The organism is Psychrobacillus sp. Z3-81 (genome assembly GCF_056620325.1).
This window is the reverse complement of record NZ_JBWQPU010000007.1, coordinates 68,806-84,892: the sequence shown is the minus strand read 5'-3', so window position 1 is coordinate 84,892 and position 16,087 is coordinate 68,806. Positions and strand designations below refer to the sequence as shown.

The 16,087-nt window shown below is 40.0% G+C and carries 16 protein-coding genes; all 16 read left to right on the top strand.

Annotation, left to right across the window (positions count from 1 at the left end; all coding sequences use genetic code 11):
- Positions 1-118 precede the first annotated feature (118 nt).
- On the top strand, positions 119-943 hold the full coding sequence (locus tag AC1ECF_RS09455) for a M55 family metallopeptidase (protein ID WP_480389160.1): 825 nt from the start codon (positions 119-121) through the stop codon (positions 941-943).
- A gap of 10 nt (positions 944-953) precedes the next feature.
- On the top strand, positions 954-1,889 hold the full coding sequence (locus AC1ECF_RS09450; RefSeq protein ID WP_480389159.1) for an ABC transporter permease: 936 nt from the start codon (positions 954-956) through the stop codon (positions 1,887-1,889).
- Complete coding sequence (locus AC1ECF_RS09445) at positions 1,889-2,833, top strand: ABC transporter permease (protein WP_480389158.1); 945 nt, start codon at positions 1,889-1,891, stop codon at positions 2,831-2,833. Before AC1ECF_RS09450 ends, AC1ECF_RS09445 begins: the two co-directional genes overlap by 1 nt.
- A 5-nt stretch (positions 2,834-2,838) precedes the next feature.
- Positions 2,839-3,972 carry an ABC transporter ATP-binding protein gene (locus AC1ECF_RS09440; protein ID WP_480389157.1) on the top strand — a complete coding sequence of 378 codons (1,134 nt, stop codon included), beginning with the start codon at positions 2,839-2,841 and terminating at the stop codon, positions 3,970-3,972.
- Between the two features lie 48 nt (positions 3,973-4,020).
- Positions 4,021-5,673 carry a peptide ABC transporter substrate-binding protein gene (locus AC1ECF_RS09435; RefSeq protein WP_480389156.1) on the top strand — a complete coding sequence of 551 codons (1,653 nt, stop codon included), beginning with the start codon at positions 4,021-4,023 and terminating at the stop codon, positions 5,671-5,673.
- Between the two features lie 84 nt (positions 5,674-5,757).
- Complete coding sequence (locus tag AC1ECF_RS09430; protein WP_480389155.1) at positions 5,758-6,681, top strand: S66 peptidase family protein; 924 nt, start codon at positions 5,758-5,760, stop codon at positions 6,679-6,681.
- Between the two features lie 10 nt (positions 6,682-6,691).
- The gene (locus tag AC1ECF_RS09425; RefSeq protein ID WP_480389154.1) at positions 6,692-7,789 is read left to right on the top strand and encodes a dipeptide epimerase; all 1,098 of its coding nucleotides are present in this window, start codon (positions 6,692-6,694) and stop codon (positions 7,787-7,789) included.
- Positions 7,786-8,709 carry a C40 family peptidase gene (locus AC1ECF_RS09420; RefSeq protein ID WP_480389153.1) on the top strand — a complete coding sequence of 308 codons (924 nt, stop codon included), beginning with the start codon at positions 7,786-7,788 and terminating at the stop codon, positions 8,707-8,709. The genes AC1ECF_RS09425 and AC1ECF_RS09420 overlap by 4 nt, the downstream gene beginning before the upstream one ends.
- A 12-nt stretch (positions 8,710-8,721) precedes the next feature.
- Positions 8,722-9,684, top strand: coding sequence for an ABC transporter ATP-binding protein (locus AC1ECF_RS09415; RefSeq protein WP_480389152.1), 963 nt, complete (start codon positions 8,722-8,724; stop codon positions 9,682-9,684).
- A gap of 226 nt (positions 9,685-9,910) precedes the next feature.
- A complete protein-coding gene (locus AC1ECF_RS09410; protein ID WP_480389151.1) occupies positions 9,911-10,708 on the top strand; it encodes a hypothetical protein in 798 nt (265 codons plus the stop codon).
- On the top strand, positions 10,701-11,069 hold the full coding sequence (locus tag AC1ECF_RS09405) for a GntR family transcriptional regulator (protein WP_480389150.1): 369 nt from the start codon (positions 10,701-10,703) through the stop codon (positions 11,067-11,069). Before AC1ECF_RS09410 ends, AC1ECF_RS09405 begins: the two co-directional genes overlap by 8 nt.
- Positions 11,066-11,773, top strand: coding sequence for an ABC transporter ATP-binding protein (locus AC1ECF_RS09400; RefSeq protein WP_480389149.1), 708 nt, complete (start codon positions 11,066-11,068; stop codon positions 11,771-11,773). The genes AC1ECF_RS09405 and AC1ECF_RS09400 overlap by 4 nt, the downstream gene beginning before the upstream one ends.
- A complete protein-coding gene (locus tag AC1ECF_RS09395) occupies positions 11,766-12,689 on the top strand; it encodes an ABC transporter ATP-binding protein (protein ID WP_480389148.1) in 924 nt (307 codons plus the stop codon). The genes AC1ECF_RS09400 and AC1ECF_RS09395 overlap by 8 nt, the downstream gene beginning before the upstream one ends.
- Positions 12,667-13,593, top strand: coding sequence for an ABC transporter permease (locus AC1ECF_RS09390; protein ID WP_480389147.1), 927 nt, complete (start codon positions 12,667-12,669; stop codon positions 13,591-13,593). The genes AC1ECF_RS09395 and AC1ECF_RS09390 overlap by 23 nt, the downstream gene beginning before the upstream one ends.
- 320 nt (positions 13,594-13,913) lie before the next feature.
- Positions 13,914-14,957, top strand: coding sequence for a ribosome small subunit-dependent GTPase A (rsgA, locus tag AC1ECF_RS09385; protein WP_480389274.1), 1,044 nt, complete (start codon positions 13,914-13,916; stop codon positions 14,955-14,957).
- 510 nt (positions 14,958-15,467) lie between these two features.
- Positions 15,468-15,938: a CtsR family transcriptional regulator gene (locus tag AC1ECF_RS09380; RefSeq protein WP_480389146.1), complete on the top strand. Its 471-nt coding sequence runs from the start codon at positions 15,468-15,470 to the stop codon at positions 15,936-15,938.
- Positions 15,939-16,087 lie beyond the last annotated feature (149 nt).

The window sequence follows — 16,087 nt, the reverse complement described above, 5'->3', positions numbered from 1 at the left end:
TTATAATAAATTGTTGCATTTGAAAAAATTTCCTCCTATAGAGATATTGAAATTTTCTATATATTTTGATAAAGTTGTTACACAAATTAGAAAATAGGCAAAAGTTGGGGGCTAAGGAATGAAGCTGTTTATATCTGTAGATATGGAAGGGATAACTGGGCTTCCAGACTATACGTTTGTCGAGTCTAATAAGCACAACTATGAACGTGCTAGAAGAATTATGACTCAAGAAGCAAACGCAATCATTGAAGGAGCACTGTCCGCTGGAGTCAAAGATGTTTTGGTAAATGATAGTCACTCTAAAATGAATAATATTTTAGTAGAGGAGTTACATCCTGAAGCAAGTTTGATAACGGGTGATGTCAAGCCATTTTCTATGGTTCAATCATTAGATGAAAGCTTTACAGGTGCGGTTTTTGCTGGTTACCATGCCAGAGCGGGACAGCCGGGTGTTATGAGCCATTCCATGATATTTGGAGTTCGTAATTTTTTTATTAATGATGTGGTTGTTGGTGAATTAGGCTTTAATGCTTATGTAGCGGGCTATTACGGTGTGCCAGTATTAATGGTTGCAGGAGATGACGGAGCCTGCAAGGAGGCAGAAAAACTAATTGATCATGTAGTAACTGTTGCAGTAAAAGAATCTATTTCCAGGTCCGCAGTAAAAACACTGCATCCTAAGAAAGCGCAAGTTCTTCTTTCAGAGGGAATTAAAAAAGCGCTAGCAAACAAAGATAAAATTAAACCTCTTATACCTCCGGATAATCCTACCCTAAAAATAGAGTTTGCTAACTATGGACAAGCTGAATGGGCAGCCTTGATGCCTGGGTGTCATATTATTGAAGGTACGACAATTGTTCAGTACAATGCCAAAGATATTCTTGAGGCATACCGCGCGATGCTTGTTATGACAGAGCTAGCAATGCAGACAAAATTTTGTTAGGAGGACTGTCATGACAAAATATATTATAAAGCGTTTCTTAATGATGGTTGTGACAATCCTTGTCATAGCTTCTCTTACTTTTGTGTTAATGCACTCCATCCCTGGATCTCCATTTAATGAAGAAAGAACAACGAATGAAACAATACAAGCCAATCTTGAAAAGTTTTATAAGCTAGATCAGCCATTATATGTACAGTACTTTTACTATCTGAAATCGATTGTGACTTTTGACTTTGGGCCATCTATTAAGAAGCCAAATGAAACAGTCAATGATTTACTCGCAAGGGGCTTCCCTATTTCCTTTGAGTTAGGAATTACCACCATTCTAGTTGCTTTATTATCTGGAATTATTCTAGGAACTTTAGCTGCTCTGAGGCATAATGGCATATTGGATTATGCGGCCATGACCTTTGCAGTAATTGGTATATCCGTGCCAAACTTTGTGCTTGCCACGCTGTTAATTCAGCAGCTTGCTGTAAATTTAGAATGGTTACCAGCTGCTACTTGGAGTAGTCCAAAACATATGATATTACCAACACTTGCTTTAGCAACAGGACCTATGGCTATCATAGCGAGGCTTACAAGGTCAAGTATGCTGGAGGTATTAACACAGGATTATATTAAGATGGCGCGTGCCAAAGGGCTATCTCCTGTACGCATTGTTATACGCCATGCATTAAGAAATGCACTAATGCCGGTGGTAACCATTATGGGTACAATGCTTGCTGGAATATTGACGGGAACCTTCGTTATTGAGCGTATTTTTGCTATTCCTGGAATGGGGAAATACTTTGTAGAGAGTATTAATAACAGGGATTATCCAGTCATTATGGGTACAACGGTTTTTTATAGTGCCTTTCTAGTGTTCATGTTGTTTCTAGTAGATATCGTATACGGCATTCTAGATCCGCGTATTAAGCTGCACAGAAAAGAGGGGGATGCATAATGACTAATATACAACCTGTATCTCCTGAAGAGATAAAAGATGAATGGTTTCGTCCAAAGGTTAAGGAAGAAGGAGAGGCAGAAGCTGTTGTTAGACCTTCCCTATCATATTGGAGCGATGCATGGAGAAGGCTAAGAAAAAATAAGCTAGCAATGAGTGGATTAGTATTTTTAGTTATCCTTGCAATTATGGCTATATTTGGTCCTATGATGACACCGCACACAATGGATGGTCAACAGCTTTCGAATCAAAATAAGGCACCTTCATTAGAGCACTGGTTTGGAACGGATGAGCTTGGAAGAGATGTCTTTACTAGAACTTGGTATGGAGCAAGAGTTTCTCTTTTCGTTGGCTTAATGGCAGCATTAATTGACTTCTTTATCGGTATTATTTATGGAGGAATCTGTGGTTATAAGGGTGGAAAAACAGACACGGTTATGATGCGAATAGTAGAGGTGTTGTACGGGCTTCCGCATTTATTAGTCGTTATTTTACTAATGGTAGTGATGGGTCCGAGCTTAACCACCATTATTGTAGCGTTGACTGTGACTGGTTGGGTAGGAATGGCCCGGATTGTAAGGGGCCAGGTACTACAAATTAAAAACTATGAATTTGTAACGGCATCGAAGTCTTTTGGAGCCAAAACTTCTCGTATAATAAGAAAAAATCTTCTCCCAAACACGATGGGTCCAATTATTGTACAAATGACCTTAACAGTACCAAGTGCAATTTTTGCAGAGGCTTTTCTTAGCTTTTTAGGGTTAGGGGTTGCTGCTCCTTTTGCGAGTTGGGGAGTAATGGCAAATGATGCGCTTCCAGTAATTTTATCGGGACATTGGTGGCGTCTATTCTTCCCAGCGTTTTTTATCTCCTTAACAATGTTTGCATTTAACGTGCTTGGAGATGGGCTGCAAGATGCACTTGATCCAAAGCTTAGGAGGTAAGGAAGATGACAGAACATCAATTGGATAATGCGAGGGAGCTTATACGAGACAGAGTCGATGAATTAGGGGCAACAATCCAAGAAGGAGATTCTGTTGCCAAAACGAGCAAGCAAAAGTATAAAAAAGTGATATCTGATGAAAAAATTCTGGAAGTGAAGGATTTGCAAGTAGCCTTCAAAACCTTTGGTGGAGAGGTTCAAGCCGTAAGGGGAGTCAGTTTTGACTTATATAAGGGAGAGACTCTGGCAATCGTGGGAGAGTCTGGCTGCGGAAAGAGCGTCACTTCTAATGCCATAATGGGTCTTATCCCTAAGCCTGCTGGCATTATTAAAAATGGCAGCATCTTGTTTAAGGGTAATGACACCACGAAAATGACTGATAAGGAATTGAGGAAGGTTCAAGGGGTAGATATTTCGATGATATTTCAAGACCCTATGACTGCCCTGAATCCTACATTGACGATTGGGGAGCAGCTCACGGAGGGATTGCGTACTCATAAAAAAATTAGTAAGCCTCAAGCAAGGCAAAAAGCCATTGAGATGTTAAATCTCGTGGGTATTCCAAATCCTCAAGAGCGTTTAAAGCAATATCCTCACCAATTTTCTGGGGGAATGCGACAGCGAATTGTGATTGCTATAGCTTTAATTTGTGAACCAGAGCTTCTGGTTGCGGATGAGCCAACGACAGCGCTTGACGTAACGATTCAGGCTCAAATTCTAGAATTATTTGAAGAGATTCAGAGAAAAACCAATATATCTATCATCCTGATCACGCATGACTTAGGGGTGGTAGCGAAAATTGCAGACAGAATTGCCGTAATGTACGCAGGTAAGATTGTGGAAATAGGAGATAAAAGAGAAATTTTTTATACCCCACAACACCCTTACACAAAAGGATTACTAAATTCCGTGCCACGTCTAGACTTGCTGGACGAGGAGCTACAGCCAATCGAGGGTACACCACCCGATTTATTTTCTCCACCAAGCGGGTGTCCTTTTGCAGCAAGATGTAATTTTGCAATGGAGGTTTGTGATCGTGTCTACCCGTTTACGGCAAACTTATCAGAAAAGCATGCGGTAGATTGTTGGCTCCAGGATGAACGAGCAAAAGCAATGCAAAGTCAAATTAAACAGGGATGAGCGCATGAAAGTGCATTCACATAAACATTAAAAAAGGGGGAACTAATTTTGAAAAAATGGTTATCGTTAATGGTTATTGCATTCCTTACAATCGTATTGGCTGCGTGTACTGCAAATGAAGAAGCTGGTAAAAAACCTGCGGATACCGATACTAAGGCTCCTGAAACAGGGGAGAAGGAAGAACCAGCTGAAGAAGAAAAAGTGCTGTATTTAAACAATGGAAACGAACCAACCTCGTTTGACCCATCTGTTGGCTTTGATTCTGTTTCGTGGAGTGCTTTAAATAACTTAATGGAAGGCCTCGTACGACTTTCACAGGACCATCAAGCAGAAGCTGCAACTGCTGAAGATATACAAGTTTCTGAAGATGGTTTAACTTATACGTTTACCATTCGCGATAATGCAAAATGGTCAAATGGAGATCCTGTCCTTGCAAGTGATTTTGTGTATGGCTGGCTGCATATGTTAAACCCTGAAACTGCTTCTCCTGCAGCGTTTTTAGCATATTTCATTGAAGGTGCAGAAGCGTATAACACAGGCGAAGGTGCTCCGGAAGATGTAGCTATTAAAGCGGTTAGTGAAAAGGTTTTTGAGGTAAAGCTAAATGCTCCTACTGAAGCATTCTTAAATATCATTACGAATCCAAGCTTCTTCCCGGTTAACGAAAAAGTTGCGACAGAAAATCCAGAGTGGTTTACAGAAGCTGAATCCTTTGTAGGGAATGGTCCTTTTAAATTGGCGAAATGGGAGCATGATACAAGCTTTAGCTTTGAGAAAAATGAACATTATTGGGACGCTGCTACTGTAAAGCTTGATCGCGTGGAATGGGCAATGATCAATGACTCGAATACAGAGTATCAAATGTACGAAACTGGGGAGTTAGATGTATCTGGAGTTCCTAGTGAGATGGCTGAACAATTAATGGATAATCCTGAGATGAAAGTAGAAGACCAAGCGGGTCTGTATTTCTATCGTTTTAACGCGTCTATGGAGCCTTTTACAAATAAGAAAGTACGTCAAGCATTTGCTTATGCTGTAAACTATCAAGATATGGTTGATTACGTAACAAAGAATGGAGAAAAACCAGCTGAAGGGTTCGTACCTTATGGTTTTGTTGGACCAGATGGGAAAGAGTTCAGGGAGACTGCAGGAAAATTAGTTGAATTCAATCCTGAAAAAGCAAAAACATTACTGGAAGAAGGAATGGCAGAGGAAGGCTGGTCTGAATTACCGGCAGTAACTTTAACTTATTCTACGAATGATACACATAAAAAAATTGCAGAAGCACTTCAAAGTATGTATAAAGATACTCTAGGAGTAGAGGTTGCTCTCCAAAGTATCGAATCAAGTGTATTTGCTACCGAGCAAAAAGAATTTAAATATCAGCTGTCTCGTTCTTCTTTCTTATTCGATTATGCAGACCCGGTAAATGCTTTAGAAAGCTTTATCACTGGTTCTTCCATGAACAGAACTACTTGGTCAAACGCAGAATTTGATAAACTGATTGCTGATATTAAAAATGAAACAGATTCACAAAAACGTTGGGCAATGTTAATTGAAGCAGATAAGATGCTAATGGAAGAAATGCCAATCTTCCCACTTCATTACTACAACCAAGTGACGCTAGAAAAACCAAATGTTTCTGGTATTGTTAGACACCCAGTCGGATATTTAGATCTGAAATGGGCAGATAAACAATAGATTATAATTATTAGATTACTAAGGGAGAAACGGCACTTACATGTATAAAGTGCCGTCCTTTCTTTATTCACAGGAGGAAGATTAATGAAATTAAGACCAAGAAGATTACAACAAGGTGACACGATTGGCATTATTGCTCCTTCAAGTCCTCCAAACAAAGATCAATTAAAGCGCTCTCTGACCTTCTTAGAAGAACTTGGATTATCTTATCAAATGGGAAAAAGTGTAGATAAAGTCTATGGATATTTGGCTGGAACAGATGAAGAAAGATTAGAAGATTTGCATGAAATGTTTGCTGACCCAGGGATTGCTGGAATTATTTGTGCAGGCGGTGGATATGGTTCAGCAAGATACGCTGATAAAATTGACTATCAACTGATGAATGAACACCCAAAAATCTTTTGGGGTTATTCTGACATAACCTTTTTACACACTGGAATGAATATCTATTCTAATATGGTGACATTTCATGGACCGATGCTGGCTTCCGATGTTGGAAAAAACACGTTTGCTGATCTTTCTAAGAAAATGTTCCTTCAATTATTTCAGCCAATGGAATTGCATTACACAGAAGATATTTCCCCTTTGACTCAGATAACTCCAGGTATAGCCAGTGGTGAATTAACTGGCGGTAACCTATCCCTGCTGGCAAGTGGGATAGGAACAAAATACGAAGTAGATACGAAGAATAAGCTTTTATTATTAGAAGATATTGGAGAGGAACCTTACCGAGTAGATGGAATGTTAAATCAGCTACGACAGGCAGGAAAGCTACAGGAGGCAGCAGGATTTGTAATAGGTGATTTTTGTGATGCGGAACCTAAAAAGAGGAAGGAATCGCTCACGTTAGATGAAGTGTTTGATCACTACTTAGGAAGCCTCGGCAAGCCGACGGTAAAAGGTTTTCAAATAGGCCATTGCCAGCCTCATTTTGCTGTTCCATTGGGCTCAGAAGCAGAGCTTGATGCTAATAATCTAACACTCTCTATTTTGCCGGGTGTGGAATAAGGAGAAGAACATGTATATCCAATCAATTGAAACATTTGATATAGCGGTACCATTAACTAAGCCATTTAAAACAGCACTCCGAACAGTGACAACCGCGTTCTCTGTATATGTAAAGGTAACTACAAGTGATGGAAGGGTAGGATACGGGGAAGCCCCTCCTACTCATGTAATTACCGGCGATTCAATGGATAGTATCCGCTATGCAATCAATAACATTATTGCTTCGCAACTCATTGGCCTACATCTGTTAGAAAAGGAAGTTGTATTTGAGCGGTTAAATAAATCGGTAGTTCGTAATACAAGTGCAAAGGCAGCGGTTGATATGGCTCTTTATGATCTCCTTGCTCAGCATGCCGGGCTGCCTTTATACCAATACCTAGGTGGATACCGGAGTAAAATTGAAACGGATTATACAGTCAGTGTAAATGAACCAGAAGAGATGGCAGAAGATGCGGCCAATTATCTAAGTAACGGTTTTGGAATTTTGAAAATAAAGGTAGGAATCGGCGAGATACAGGATGACATCGCGCGTATCAAGGCTATTAGAGAAAAAATTGGCTATAAGGCTTCACTTCGTTTAGATGCGAATCAAGGATGGAGTGCTAAGGAAGGGGTTAGAGCCATCCGAGCTATGGAGGATGCGGGTTTAGATATTCAGTTTGTGGAGCAGCCTGTCCCAGCGCATGATTTAGAAGGTTTAAAATACGTAACAGATCATACGGATACACCTATCATGGCAGATGAAAGTGTTTTTAGTGTGTATGATGCAACTAGAGTAATTAGTATGCGAGCAGCGGATTACATAAATATCAAGCTCATGAAGGCCGGTGGAATCTACAACGCATTAAAGATTAATAATCTAGCAGAAGCATATGACATAAGTTGCATGGTAGGTAGCATGATTGAAACAAAGCTAGGTATTACTGCTGCAGCCCACTTTGCTGCGAGTCAACCAAACATTCGGTATTTCGATTTCGATGCACCGCTTATGCTTGCAAAAGATTTGGTGGAGGGTGGAGTAATCTATCATCAGAATATGATGTCCTTTCCTCCAGAAAGCGGTTTAGGTGTCAAGAGTATACAAAGGGAAGGGGTAGCACCGAAATGATGTCAAAACAACCGTATGAATGGGTATGTGGAGTAAAGGTCGCTACTGTTTGGACAAATCCAGCATCAGCTAGAGAAATAGATACACCTGGAATTTCTAATCCAGTTCAAATGATGGAATGGCTAGAAGCACTTCCTTACAAAGAACGTCTTGCTCTTTGTGACGATAATCGAGTCCAAACACAGCTTTTATATGGAGAACCCGTATTAGTGGAGGATATTCAAGAAGAGTGGGCAAAAATTATTGCGGTATGGCAACCCTCTAAAAAAGACGAGAGAGGCTACCCTGGCTGGGTCCCTCTTTCTCAGCTGAAGCGTGTTACTTTGGAAGACGCTATTGGGATAGGGAGGGTAACAGTTAACAAAGCGCAAATGTTCTATCCAAATGGAGACCCATTTCTAATAGTCCCTTTCAATACTATATTGCCTGTTGTTGAGGAAAAAGAGACCTCTTATGTGGTGCAGACACCAGAAGGACAAGCTTTCATCTCTAAGAAGCAGGTTCAATTTGCGGAATCTGTTGAGCAGCTACCAATGTTTTCAGCAGAAAAAGCGGTAGACCTCGGAGAAGAGTTTTTGGATTTACCATACTTTTGGGGAGGAATGTCTCCCTACGGCTACGATTGTTCCGGCTTTACTTATAATATGATGAAAGCGATAGGTCACTTTATTCCTCGAGATGCAGGAGATCAAGCATTAGGAGGAGTAGAGTTAGCTATGGATGACCCTAAACAATGGAAGAAGGGTGATTTGTTATTTTTTGCGACGAAAGGAACAAATAGAGTTCGTCATGTAGGGTTTTATTATGGAAATGGGCAACTGCTCCATTCTCCTTCTACAGGTAAGGCGATTGAAATTTTGTTGCTAAAGGGGTCAAAGCTGGAAGAAGAGATTTGTGCTATAAGACGATATACCGTATAGGGGGGGAGAATTATGACAGAGAAAGTACTTTTATCGGTACAGGATTTAAAGCGTCATTTTGATATTGGAGCTAATCAAACACTAAAAGCGGTGGACGGTATTAGCTTTGATATTCGAAAGGGAGAAACGTTTGGTTTAGTAGGGGAATCTGGCTGTGGTAAATCCACCGCAGGTAGAACAATTTTAGGGCTTTATAATAAAACCGAAGGAAATGTTTTATTTGAAGATAAAAATGTTCATGGGATGAACGATAGGGAAAGAACAAATTATTTAAAGAAAATGCAAATGATTTTTCAGGATCCGTATGCCTCTCTCAACCCTCGTTCTACCGTTTTGGAGATCATCGCAGAGCCGATGCAGGTCCATAAGCTTTATGAAAGTAAAGCAGAAATGAAGGAAAGGGTTTATGAACTTTTAGAGGATGTAGGACTTAATAGGGACCATGCAAATCGCTACCCACATGAATTCTCCGGCGGCCAAAGACAGAGAATCGGTATTGCAAGAGCGCTAGCTTTAGATCCAGAATTCATCATTGCGGATGAGCCTATTTCTGCTTTGGACGTATCCGTGCAAGCGCAGGTTGTGAAGCTGCTTCAGCGTCTTCAGAAGGAGAAAGGGTTAACCTATCTGTTTATCGCACATGATTTATCTATGGTGAAATACCTTTCCGATCGGATTGGAGTAATGTATTTAGGGCATATGGTAGAGCTTACGACAAGTGAAAAGCTCTATGAAAACCCGTTACATCCTTATACACAAGCTTTACTATCTGCAATTCCAATACCTGACCCGGATATTGAAGAGGCTAGAGAGAGAATTATCTTAGAGGGCGAGCTTCCAAGCCCTATTAATCCTCCTTCTGGGTGTGTATTCCGAACAAGATGTCCACAAGCTATGGAGGTTTGCGCACAGAAGAAGCCAGTTTGGCAGGAAGAAGAGCCTGGCCATTTTGTAGCTTGTCATTTATATCAATAGTAAAAGATCTTGGGTTTCCCAAGATTTTTTTATGCCGGGAACCCGATGTTCGTTGGCTCGTCCCTCGAGGTTGATTGGGAACTGACTGGGTGGCAGAGTCTCCTTCTGTGTCCCTTTTTGCTTGTTATTTGCTAATTGGAATTATTTTCTTAAATTGGTTGACATCTTTTTTAATATTAGTGTACTATGTAACTAATACACTAATATTATCAATCGGAGGAATAAAATGGGCAGAGTGAAGGGCTTAGTTTGGAAAGAATGGATGCAGTATAAAGGCATTATGATACTAGGTATTATTACGAGTGTTATTGGAACGATTGCCAGTCCCTTTCTATTAAAAAGAATGGTTGAAATGGAAGAGCATATAAGTGAGGTTCACCTTATTACCTCCTCTATGTGGATGTATGCATATATTATCTTTTTCTTGGCAATTTTCTTCACTAGTTTAGAAAAAGAGATGAAGAGACCAGATATTTGGTTCCATAATCAGTCATCAGCGTTTACGTTAGTTGGTGCAAAGCTAATAGCTGTATCGCTATTTAGTTTAGTTGGATTACTGATTAATGGTTTTGTCACTATAGTGGAGTACTACCTAATCGTAGAAGAGAATAACCTAGGCTTTGTGTCACTACTCCAATTGGAGCTTTCACTAATTGTGACGACTTATCTCGTGGCATTAGGGGCAACCATAGGTCTACTAACTATGTGGATTTTATGGCGTTTATTAAAGCCTCTTAATACATCCTTTGCATATATCGTAGCAATCGTTGTTTATTTTTACTTTCACCGAACTTATCTTAGAATTACTGAATCGGAAACGTATCAGAACTTCGCTAGTCAGTGGAAGATTCATTTAGAACCCATAGAATTGCTGGAGATAAAGGGTGCCTACTTTGCTGTTTTCATGGATTATACCAATATTTATTTATTTGATTTATTCATTAGGGCTACATTCTTAGTTATCTTATTTTTGCTATCCGTCCTGGTAATTCAAAAGAGAGTAAGAGGGTATCAATATGACTGACTTTCTACCAGACAAACCGATATATCAACAAATCATCGATAAAATATGTGGGGAAATTTTAAAGGGACGTGTGAAGCCTGGTGAAAAGCTCCCATCTGTTCGAGAGAATGCAATGGAATTAGGCGTAAATGCGAACACAATGCAAAGGGTGTATAGAGAACTGGAGTTAATGAAGCTAACAGAGACTAAAAGAGGGCAGGGGACTTTTGTGACGGAGGATCTTCACAGACTAGAATTACTTCGACAGGAAATGATGAATTCACTAGTAGAGAGCTTTATTCAGCAAATGGAATCATTTGGATTTAAGGAAGAGGAAGTCCTTATGCAGCTGAGTAATTGGAAGAGGGGGGATAGCAGATGATTCAAGTAGATCAAGTAACCAAAAAATATGGGAAGCGCGAGGCTGTAGATAGAGTGACGTTATCCTTTCCGAGAGGAAGGATCATTGGTCTGTGTGGGGAAAACGGCTCGGGAAAATCTACGCTTTTAAAATTAATGGCAGGGATATTATCGCCCGATGAAGGATCTATCCTATTGGACTGCGAGAATGTGTCCTACAAAACTGCTGCCAAAGTTGCATACTTAACCGATGCCGATGATATTTTTCCTTATTTTACGGTAAAGCAGCTATTTCAATACTATGCTTCCCAATTTAGTGATTTTCGGATGGATAAAGCAAAGCTTGTAGCCGAATTTCTCGGCATCGACCTTGATTCCTCCTTAAAAAGGCTTTCTAAAGGGAGTAGAGGACGGGCAAAGATTGCTGCGACGTTAGGGAGAGAAGTTGATTATTATTTGCTTGATGAGCCTTTATCAGGCTTAGACCCAATGGTAAGGGAGGATATTATTCGTGGCTTCCTTCGTTTTGTGGATATTGAGAAACAAACTATTATATTGTCTACACATGAAATAAAAGAGGTAGAACCGATTTTGGACGAAATCATTGTTATGCAAGCAGGTCAGGTGATTGCACATCAAAAAGTTGATGATATTCGTGAAAATAATCGTGAGGACATTACACAATGGATGAAAAGCTTGTTTAAGGAGGAGAAGATACATGGATAAGCAGCCAATTGTCAGGCTTGAAAAACTTTCAAAGGTTATAGGTAAAAAGAAGATTATTGATAATCTATGCTTAGATTTATATCCAGGGCAAATAACTGGCTTTTTAGGGCCAAACGGAGCAGGGAAAACGACCACCATTCGTATGATGACCGGACTTATGAGACCGACAGATGGAGAGGTATTTATAGATGGGCAAGCCATTTCCCAGCACTTTGAGGAGACGATGAGTAAGGTTGGGGTTATTGTTGAAAATCCGGAGATGTATAAGTTTATGAGTGGCTATAAGAATTTAGTTCACTTTGCAAGAATGCATAAGCATATTAGCAAGGAGAGAATAGAAGAGGTAATTGCTCAGGTTGGTCTGCAAAATCGGATTCATGAGAAAGTCTCTACTTACTCCTTGGGGATGCGTCAACGACTAGGATTAGCCCAGGCATTACTTCACCGTCCAAAATTTTTAATTTTAGACGAACCAACAAACGGGCTAGATCCAGCTGGAATTCGAGAATTTCGGACATATTTGCGAAAAATTGCGAAGGAGGAAGGGGTCTCCATCTTCGTATCGAGTCACTTGTTAGCAGAAATAGAGCTAATGTGTGATCGAATTGCGGTTATTCAGAATGGAAGGCTGGTTACTCTAAAAGAGGTAAAAGAAGAGCAGTCTTCAGAATATTATTTGGAGGTTACACCGAAAGATAGAGCTCAGGAGTTCTTAACGACAAAGGAAATTCAGTTTACAAGACACGAGCATGGCCTCCTCGTATCTATAGAAAAGGACCAGGTTCCAGTCCTAGTAGGAGAGTTCTTAGCGAACGGTGTGCAGGTATATGAAATAACACCATACAAACGTACGTTAGAGGATCAATTTTTAGAATTAACAGGGGGTGGACAAATTGCTGAATCTCATAAGAAATGAATGGTTGAAGCTTTGGAGTAAGAAGGGTACTTGGGTGATGGTTATCTTAATTGCTTTGCTAATGTTTGCTTCAGCAGGGCTCGGAAAATGGATGAGTACAATGGATGACCCTGTGGATTGGAAGCAAGCTGCCAGCTCTGAATTAACAATGATTGACCAAGAGCTGAACAGTGGAGTAGTATCAGCTGATTTAAAGGACCAAAAAAGAATATTAGAGCATCGCTTGGAGAATAATCTGCCACCTGTTCAAAGCTACTCTGCTGAGGAGTACATTCTGGACGTTCCGTCTATGTTATCTGTTGTAACTCTCTTTACGGTAATTGTAGGAGCAGGAATGATTGCAACAGAATTTTCGACAGGGACTATAAAAATGCTATTAACGAGACCGGTGAAAAGGTGGAAAATACTGGCTTCTAAGTTGCTGGCGATGAGTTTATTTGCAACGGTACTTACAGCTATCACGGTAAGCTTAGGGATCATAACAAGCTATCTATTCTTTGAGTCTACTCCAGCTTATATACTAGAAGCTAATAACGGAGAAATTACAGAAGTATCCTTCTGGGGAAGAGTCTTATTGCTAACTGTTCTTTCTTTAGTAAATGTGCTGGTTATTAGCGTTTTGGCCTTTATGATTGGATCTGTATTCCGCTCTAGCTCTCTGGCGATAGGTATTTCTATCTTCCTACTATTTATGGGGACGAATATAACTTATTTACTTTCCATGAAGTTTGATTTTGCAAAGTATATTTTATTTGCTAATACTGATTTATCACAATTTATAGGTGGTGAACCACTCATAGAGGGCTTAACTTTACCTTTTTCTATTTCTGTTATAGCCATCTATACAGTTGTATTTTTAGTTATTAGCTTTGTGACCTTTAATAAACGAGATATTACTGCGTAAAAAGCCTATTGCATGTTCAGAAGTGTTGTAGTATTCTGTAAATAACAAACGAAAGGAGTGGGGTATTATGGCAATTGTAACTATTAACCAACGAATCAGTCATTTCATGATGTCCCATTCTGTAAACTGGATTAAATAAGGGGGAAAGCTTGAAGTTAATCAAGCTATTCTTTTGCTATTCCATTTACTTTCTTTCTAATGATCGGGGACCATGATTGCTGATTTCGTGCAGTCATGGTTTTTTATTGCCTAATTTTAACCTTTGACTAAAAAGGGCATGATGTTTGGCTAATTATTAGGAGGAATTTAAATTGGATAAAATAGAACAATATGGTTGGAATAATAATTGGGAAGAAAAGTTAAATGGTAGAGGAATTGCTGGTAGGATTTTGTTGGAGCATAAGCATTTATATAGAGTGATAACAAATGAAGGGGAATGGCTGTGTACATTATCCGGAAAGTTTAAGTTTGAGCAAGGGCGAGAGATGTTTCCAGCGGTAGGCGATTGGGTAGTTTTAGAAAAAATGCCTGGGGAAGAAAAAGGGATTATCCATGCTGTACTACCTCGTGTTTCTCAATTTTCCCGAAAGGTAGCTGGTTCTACAACGGAAATACAGCTAGTAGCAGTAAATGTGGATTATGTGTTTCTTGTGATGTCACTTAACCATGACTTTAATATTCGCCGTATGGAGCGTTACTTACTTGCGGCTTGGGACTCAGGGGCAATTCCAGTGATTGTACTAACAAAAAAGGATATGTGTGAGGACTTGGCGTATTATCTAAGTGAGGTAGAGTCAGTAGCGTTTGGGCTAGATGTCTATACAGTGAGTAGTGTCACTGGGGAAGGCATAGAACAACTGTCCAACTTACTGGGAAATGGAAGGACAGGAGCATTGCTTGGTTCATCAGGTGTTGGAAAATCTTCTTTGATCAATGCTTTATCTGGGCAAGAAGTAATGACGGTAAGTGATATCCGAGAGGATGATAGTAAAGGAAGACATACTACTACCCATAGAGAGCTAACCTTGCTACCTAATGGCGGTCTATTGATAGACACGCCAGGAATGAGAGAATTTCAGCTTTGGGATAATAGTGAGGGCGTCAGTGCCAGCTTTCAAGATATCGAGGATTTGGCATTAAATTGTCGCTTTCGAGATTGCGAGCACAAAAAAGAACCCGGTTGTGCTGTCCAAGAAGCTATTCAAGACGGCAGGTTAAAAAATGAGCGATATAAGAGCTACGTAAAGCTCATGCGAGAGCTTGCCCATATCGAAAGGAAAAATGATATGGTGGCTCAAAAGGCGGAACGGGATAAGTGGAAGCAGCTATCCAAGTCGCAAAAAGGTTTTAAAAAGAAAAGATAAGTAAAACGGAATATAAATTTTCTCTTTGAGGTAACCTGAAACTACTGACTATTTTAGTCGGTAGTTTTTTTATCCCGCATTAAGGGACAGTAAGACTCCCACTTCAAGATGGCAAAAGAAATAAGACAGCTAAGCGGGAGATCAACTGTCCCTAAAAGCCCGATTGGTTCAACTAATGATTGGTGGGGGATGAAAGCAAACCCCCACCAATCAAAGTTTCACTTTATAGGATAAGACGATGACAAAACCACCTAGCTTTGCTTGTCGGAGCAGAACAGGCGCTTGCGCATTTCGTGGTGTCCAGTTCCAGCGCCTTGCCCCTCGAGGTCAAATGTGAAAAAGCTGTGGTGGCCGGAGAGCTGCCTCCTCGCTTTTCCCCATTTGCTTGTCAGAGCAGAACAGGCGCTTACGCATTTCTAGGGAAAAGCATATGAATTGCATGGGAAAAAGAATCTCGTTATAATATAGTCAAAGATAGTCAAAGTCAGTTTGCGGAGAAGAGGTGAGAAGATGAAAAATATATCTGACATTATAGAAGGGTATTTAAAAGCGATTATAGAAGAAGAAAGCAAAGGACAAATTGAAATTAAAAGAAGTGAAATTGCTGAAAAGTTTCAATGCGTCCCATCGCAGATAAACTACGTAATTAATACTCGGTTTACCCAAGATCGTGGTTATTTAGTAGAGAGTAAGCGCGGGGGTGGAGGGTATATTCGAATCCTTCGAGTCCGTGCGCATACAAAGGCTGATTTAATTGAGCATATAATAAATAGTATTGAAAATGGTGCCTCAGAATCGGTTACGGAAGATATTGTATTTCGATTACTGGAGGAAGAAGTAATTACAAAAAGAGAAGCAAAACTGCTCTTGGCTGCTCTTAGTAGGAATACGCTGAATATCCCTTTTCCAACAAGAGACAAAATAAGGGCACGCCTTCTAACTGCGATGCTGCTTACTTTGAAATATGAGAAAAATGATTAGGAGACGGGGTGTGTTGAGAAGTGATTTGTGAAAATTGTAAACAGAGACCTGCCAAAGTAACAGTTACACAAGTTCATAATGGTGAACACTTTGAAAGACATTATTGTGAGGTATGTGCAAGTGGACTCAACCCGTTTTACGTAGAATAT

Bases quoted from the DNA above. Each gene is read 5' to 3' on its own strand.
- AC1ECF_RS09440 (WP_480389157.1), top strand. From the start codon at position 2,839: ATGACAGAACATCAATTGGATAATGCGAGGGAGCTTATACGAGACAGA.
- AC1ECF_RS09455 (WP_480389160.1), top strand. From the start codon at position 119: ATGAAGCTGTTTATATCTGTAGATATGGAAGGGATAACTGGGCTTCCA.
- AC1ECF_RS09430 (WP_480389155.1), top strand. From the start codon at position 5,758: ATGAAATTAAGACCAAGAAGATTACAACAAGGTGACACGATTGGCATT.
- AC1ECF_RS09450 (WP_480389159.1), top strand. From the start codon at position 954: ATGACAAAATATATTATAAAGCGTTTCTTAATGATGGTTGTGACAATC.
- AC1ECF_RS09445 (WP_480389158.1), top strand. From the start codon at position 1,889: ATGACTAATATACAACCTGTATCTCCTGAAGAGATAAAAGATGAATGG.
- AC1ECF_RS09395 (WP_480389148.1), top strand. From the start codon at position 11,766: ATGGATAAGCAGCCAATTGTCAGGCTTGAAAAACTTTCAAAGGTTATA.
- AC1ECF_RS09405 (WP_480389150.1), top strand. From the start codon at position 10,701: ATGACTGACTTTCTACCAGACAAACCGATATATCAACAAATCATCGAT.
- AC1ECF_RS09380 (WP_480389146.1), top strand. From the start codon at position 15,468: ATGAAAAATATATCTGACATTATAGAAGGGTATTTAAAAGCGATTATA.
- AC1ECF_RS09400 (WP_480389149.1), top strand. From the start codon at position 11,066: ATGATTCAAGTAGATCAAGTAACCAAAAAATATGGGAAGCGCGAGGCT.
- AC1ECF_RS09410 (WP_480389151.1), top strand. From the start codon at position 9,911: ATGGGCAGAGTGAAGGGCTTAGTTTGGAAAGAATGGATGCAGTATAAA.
- AC1ECF_RS09425 (WP_480389154.1), top strand. From the start codon at position 6,692: ATGTATATCCAATCAATTGAAACATTTGATATAGCGGTACCATTAACT.
- AC1ECF_RS09415 (WP_480389152.1), top strand. From the start codon at position 8,722: ATGACAGAGAAAGTACTTTTATCGGTACAGGATTTAAAGCGTCATTTT.
- AC1ECF_RS09420 (WP_480389153.1), top strand. From the start codon at position 7,786: ATGATGTCAAAACAACCGTATGAATGGGTATGTGGAGTAAAGGTCGCT.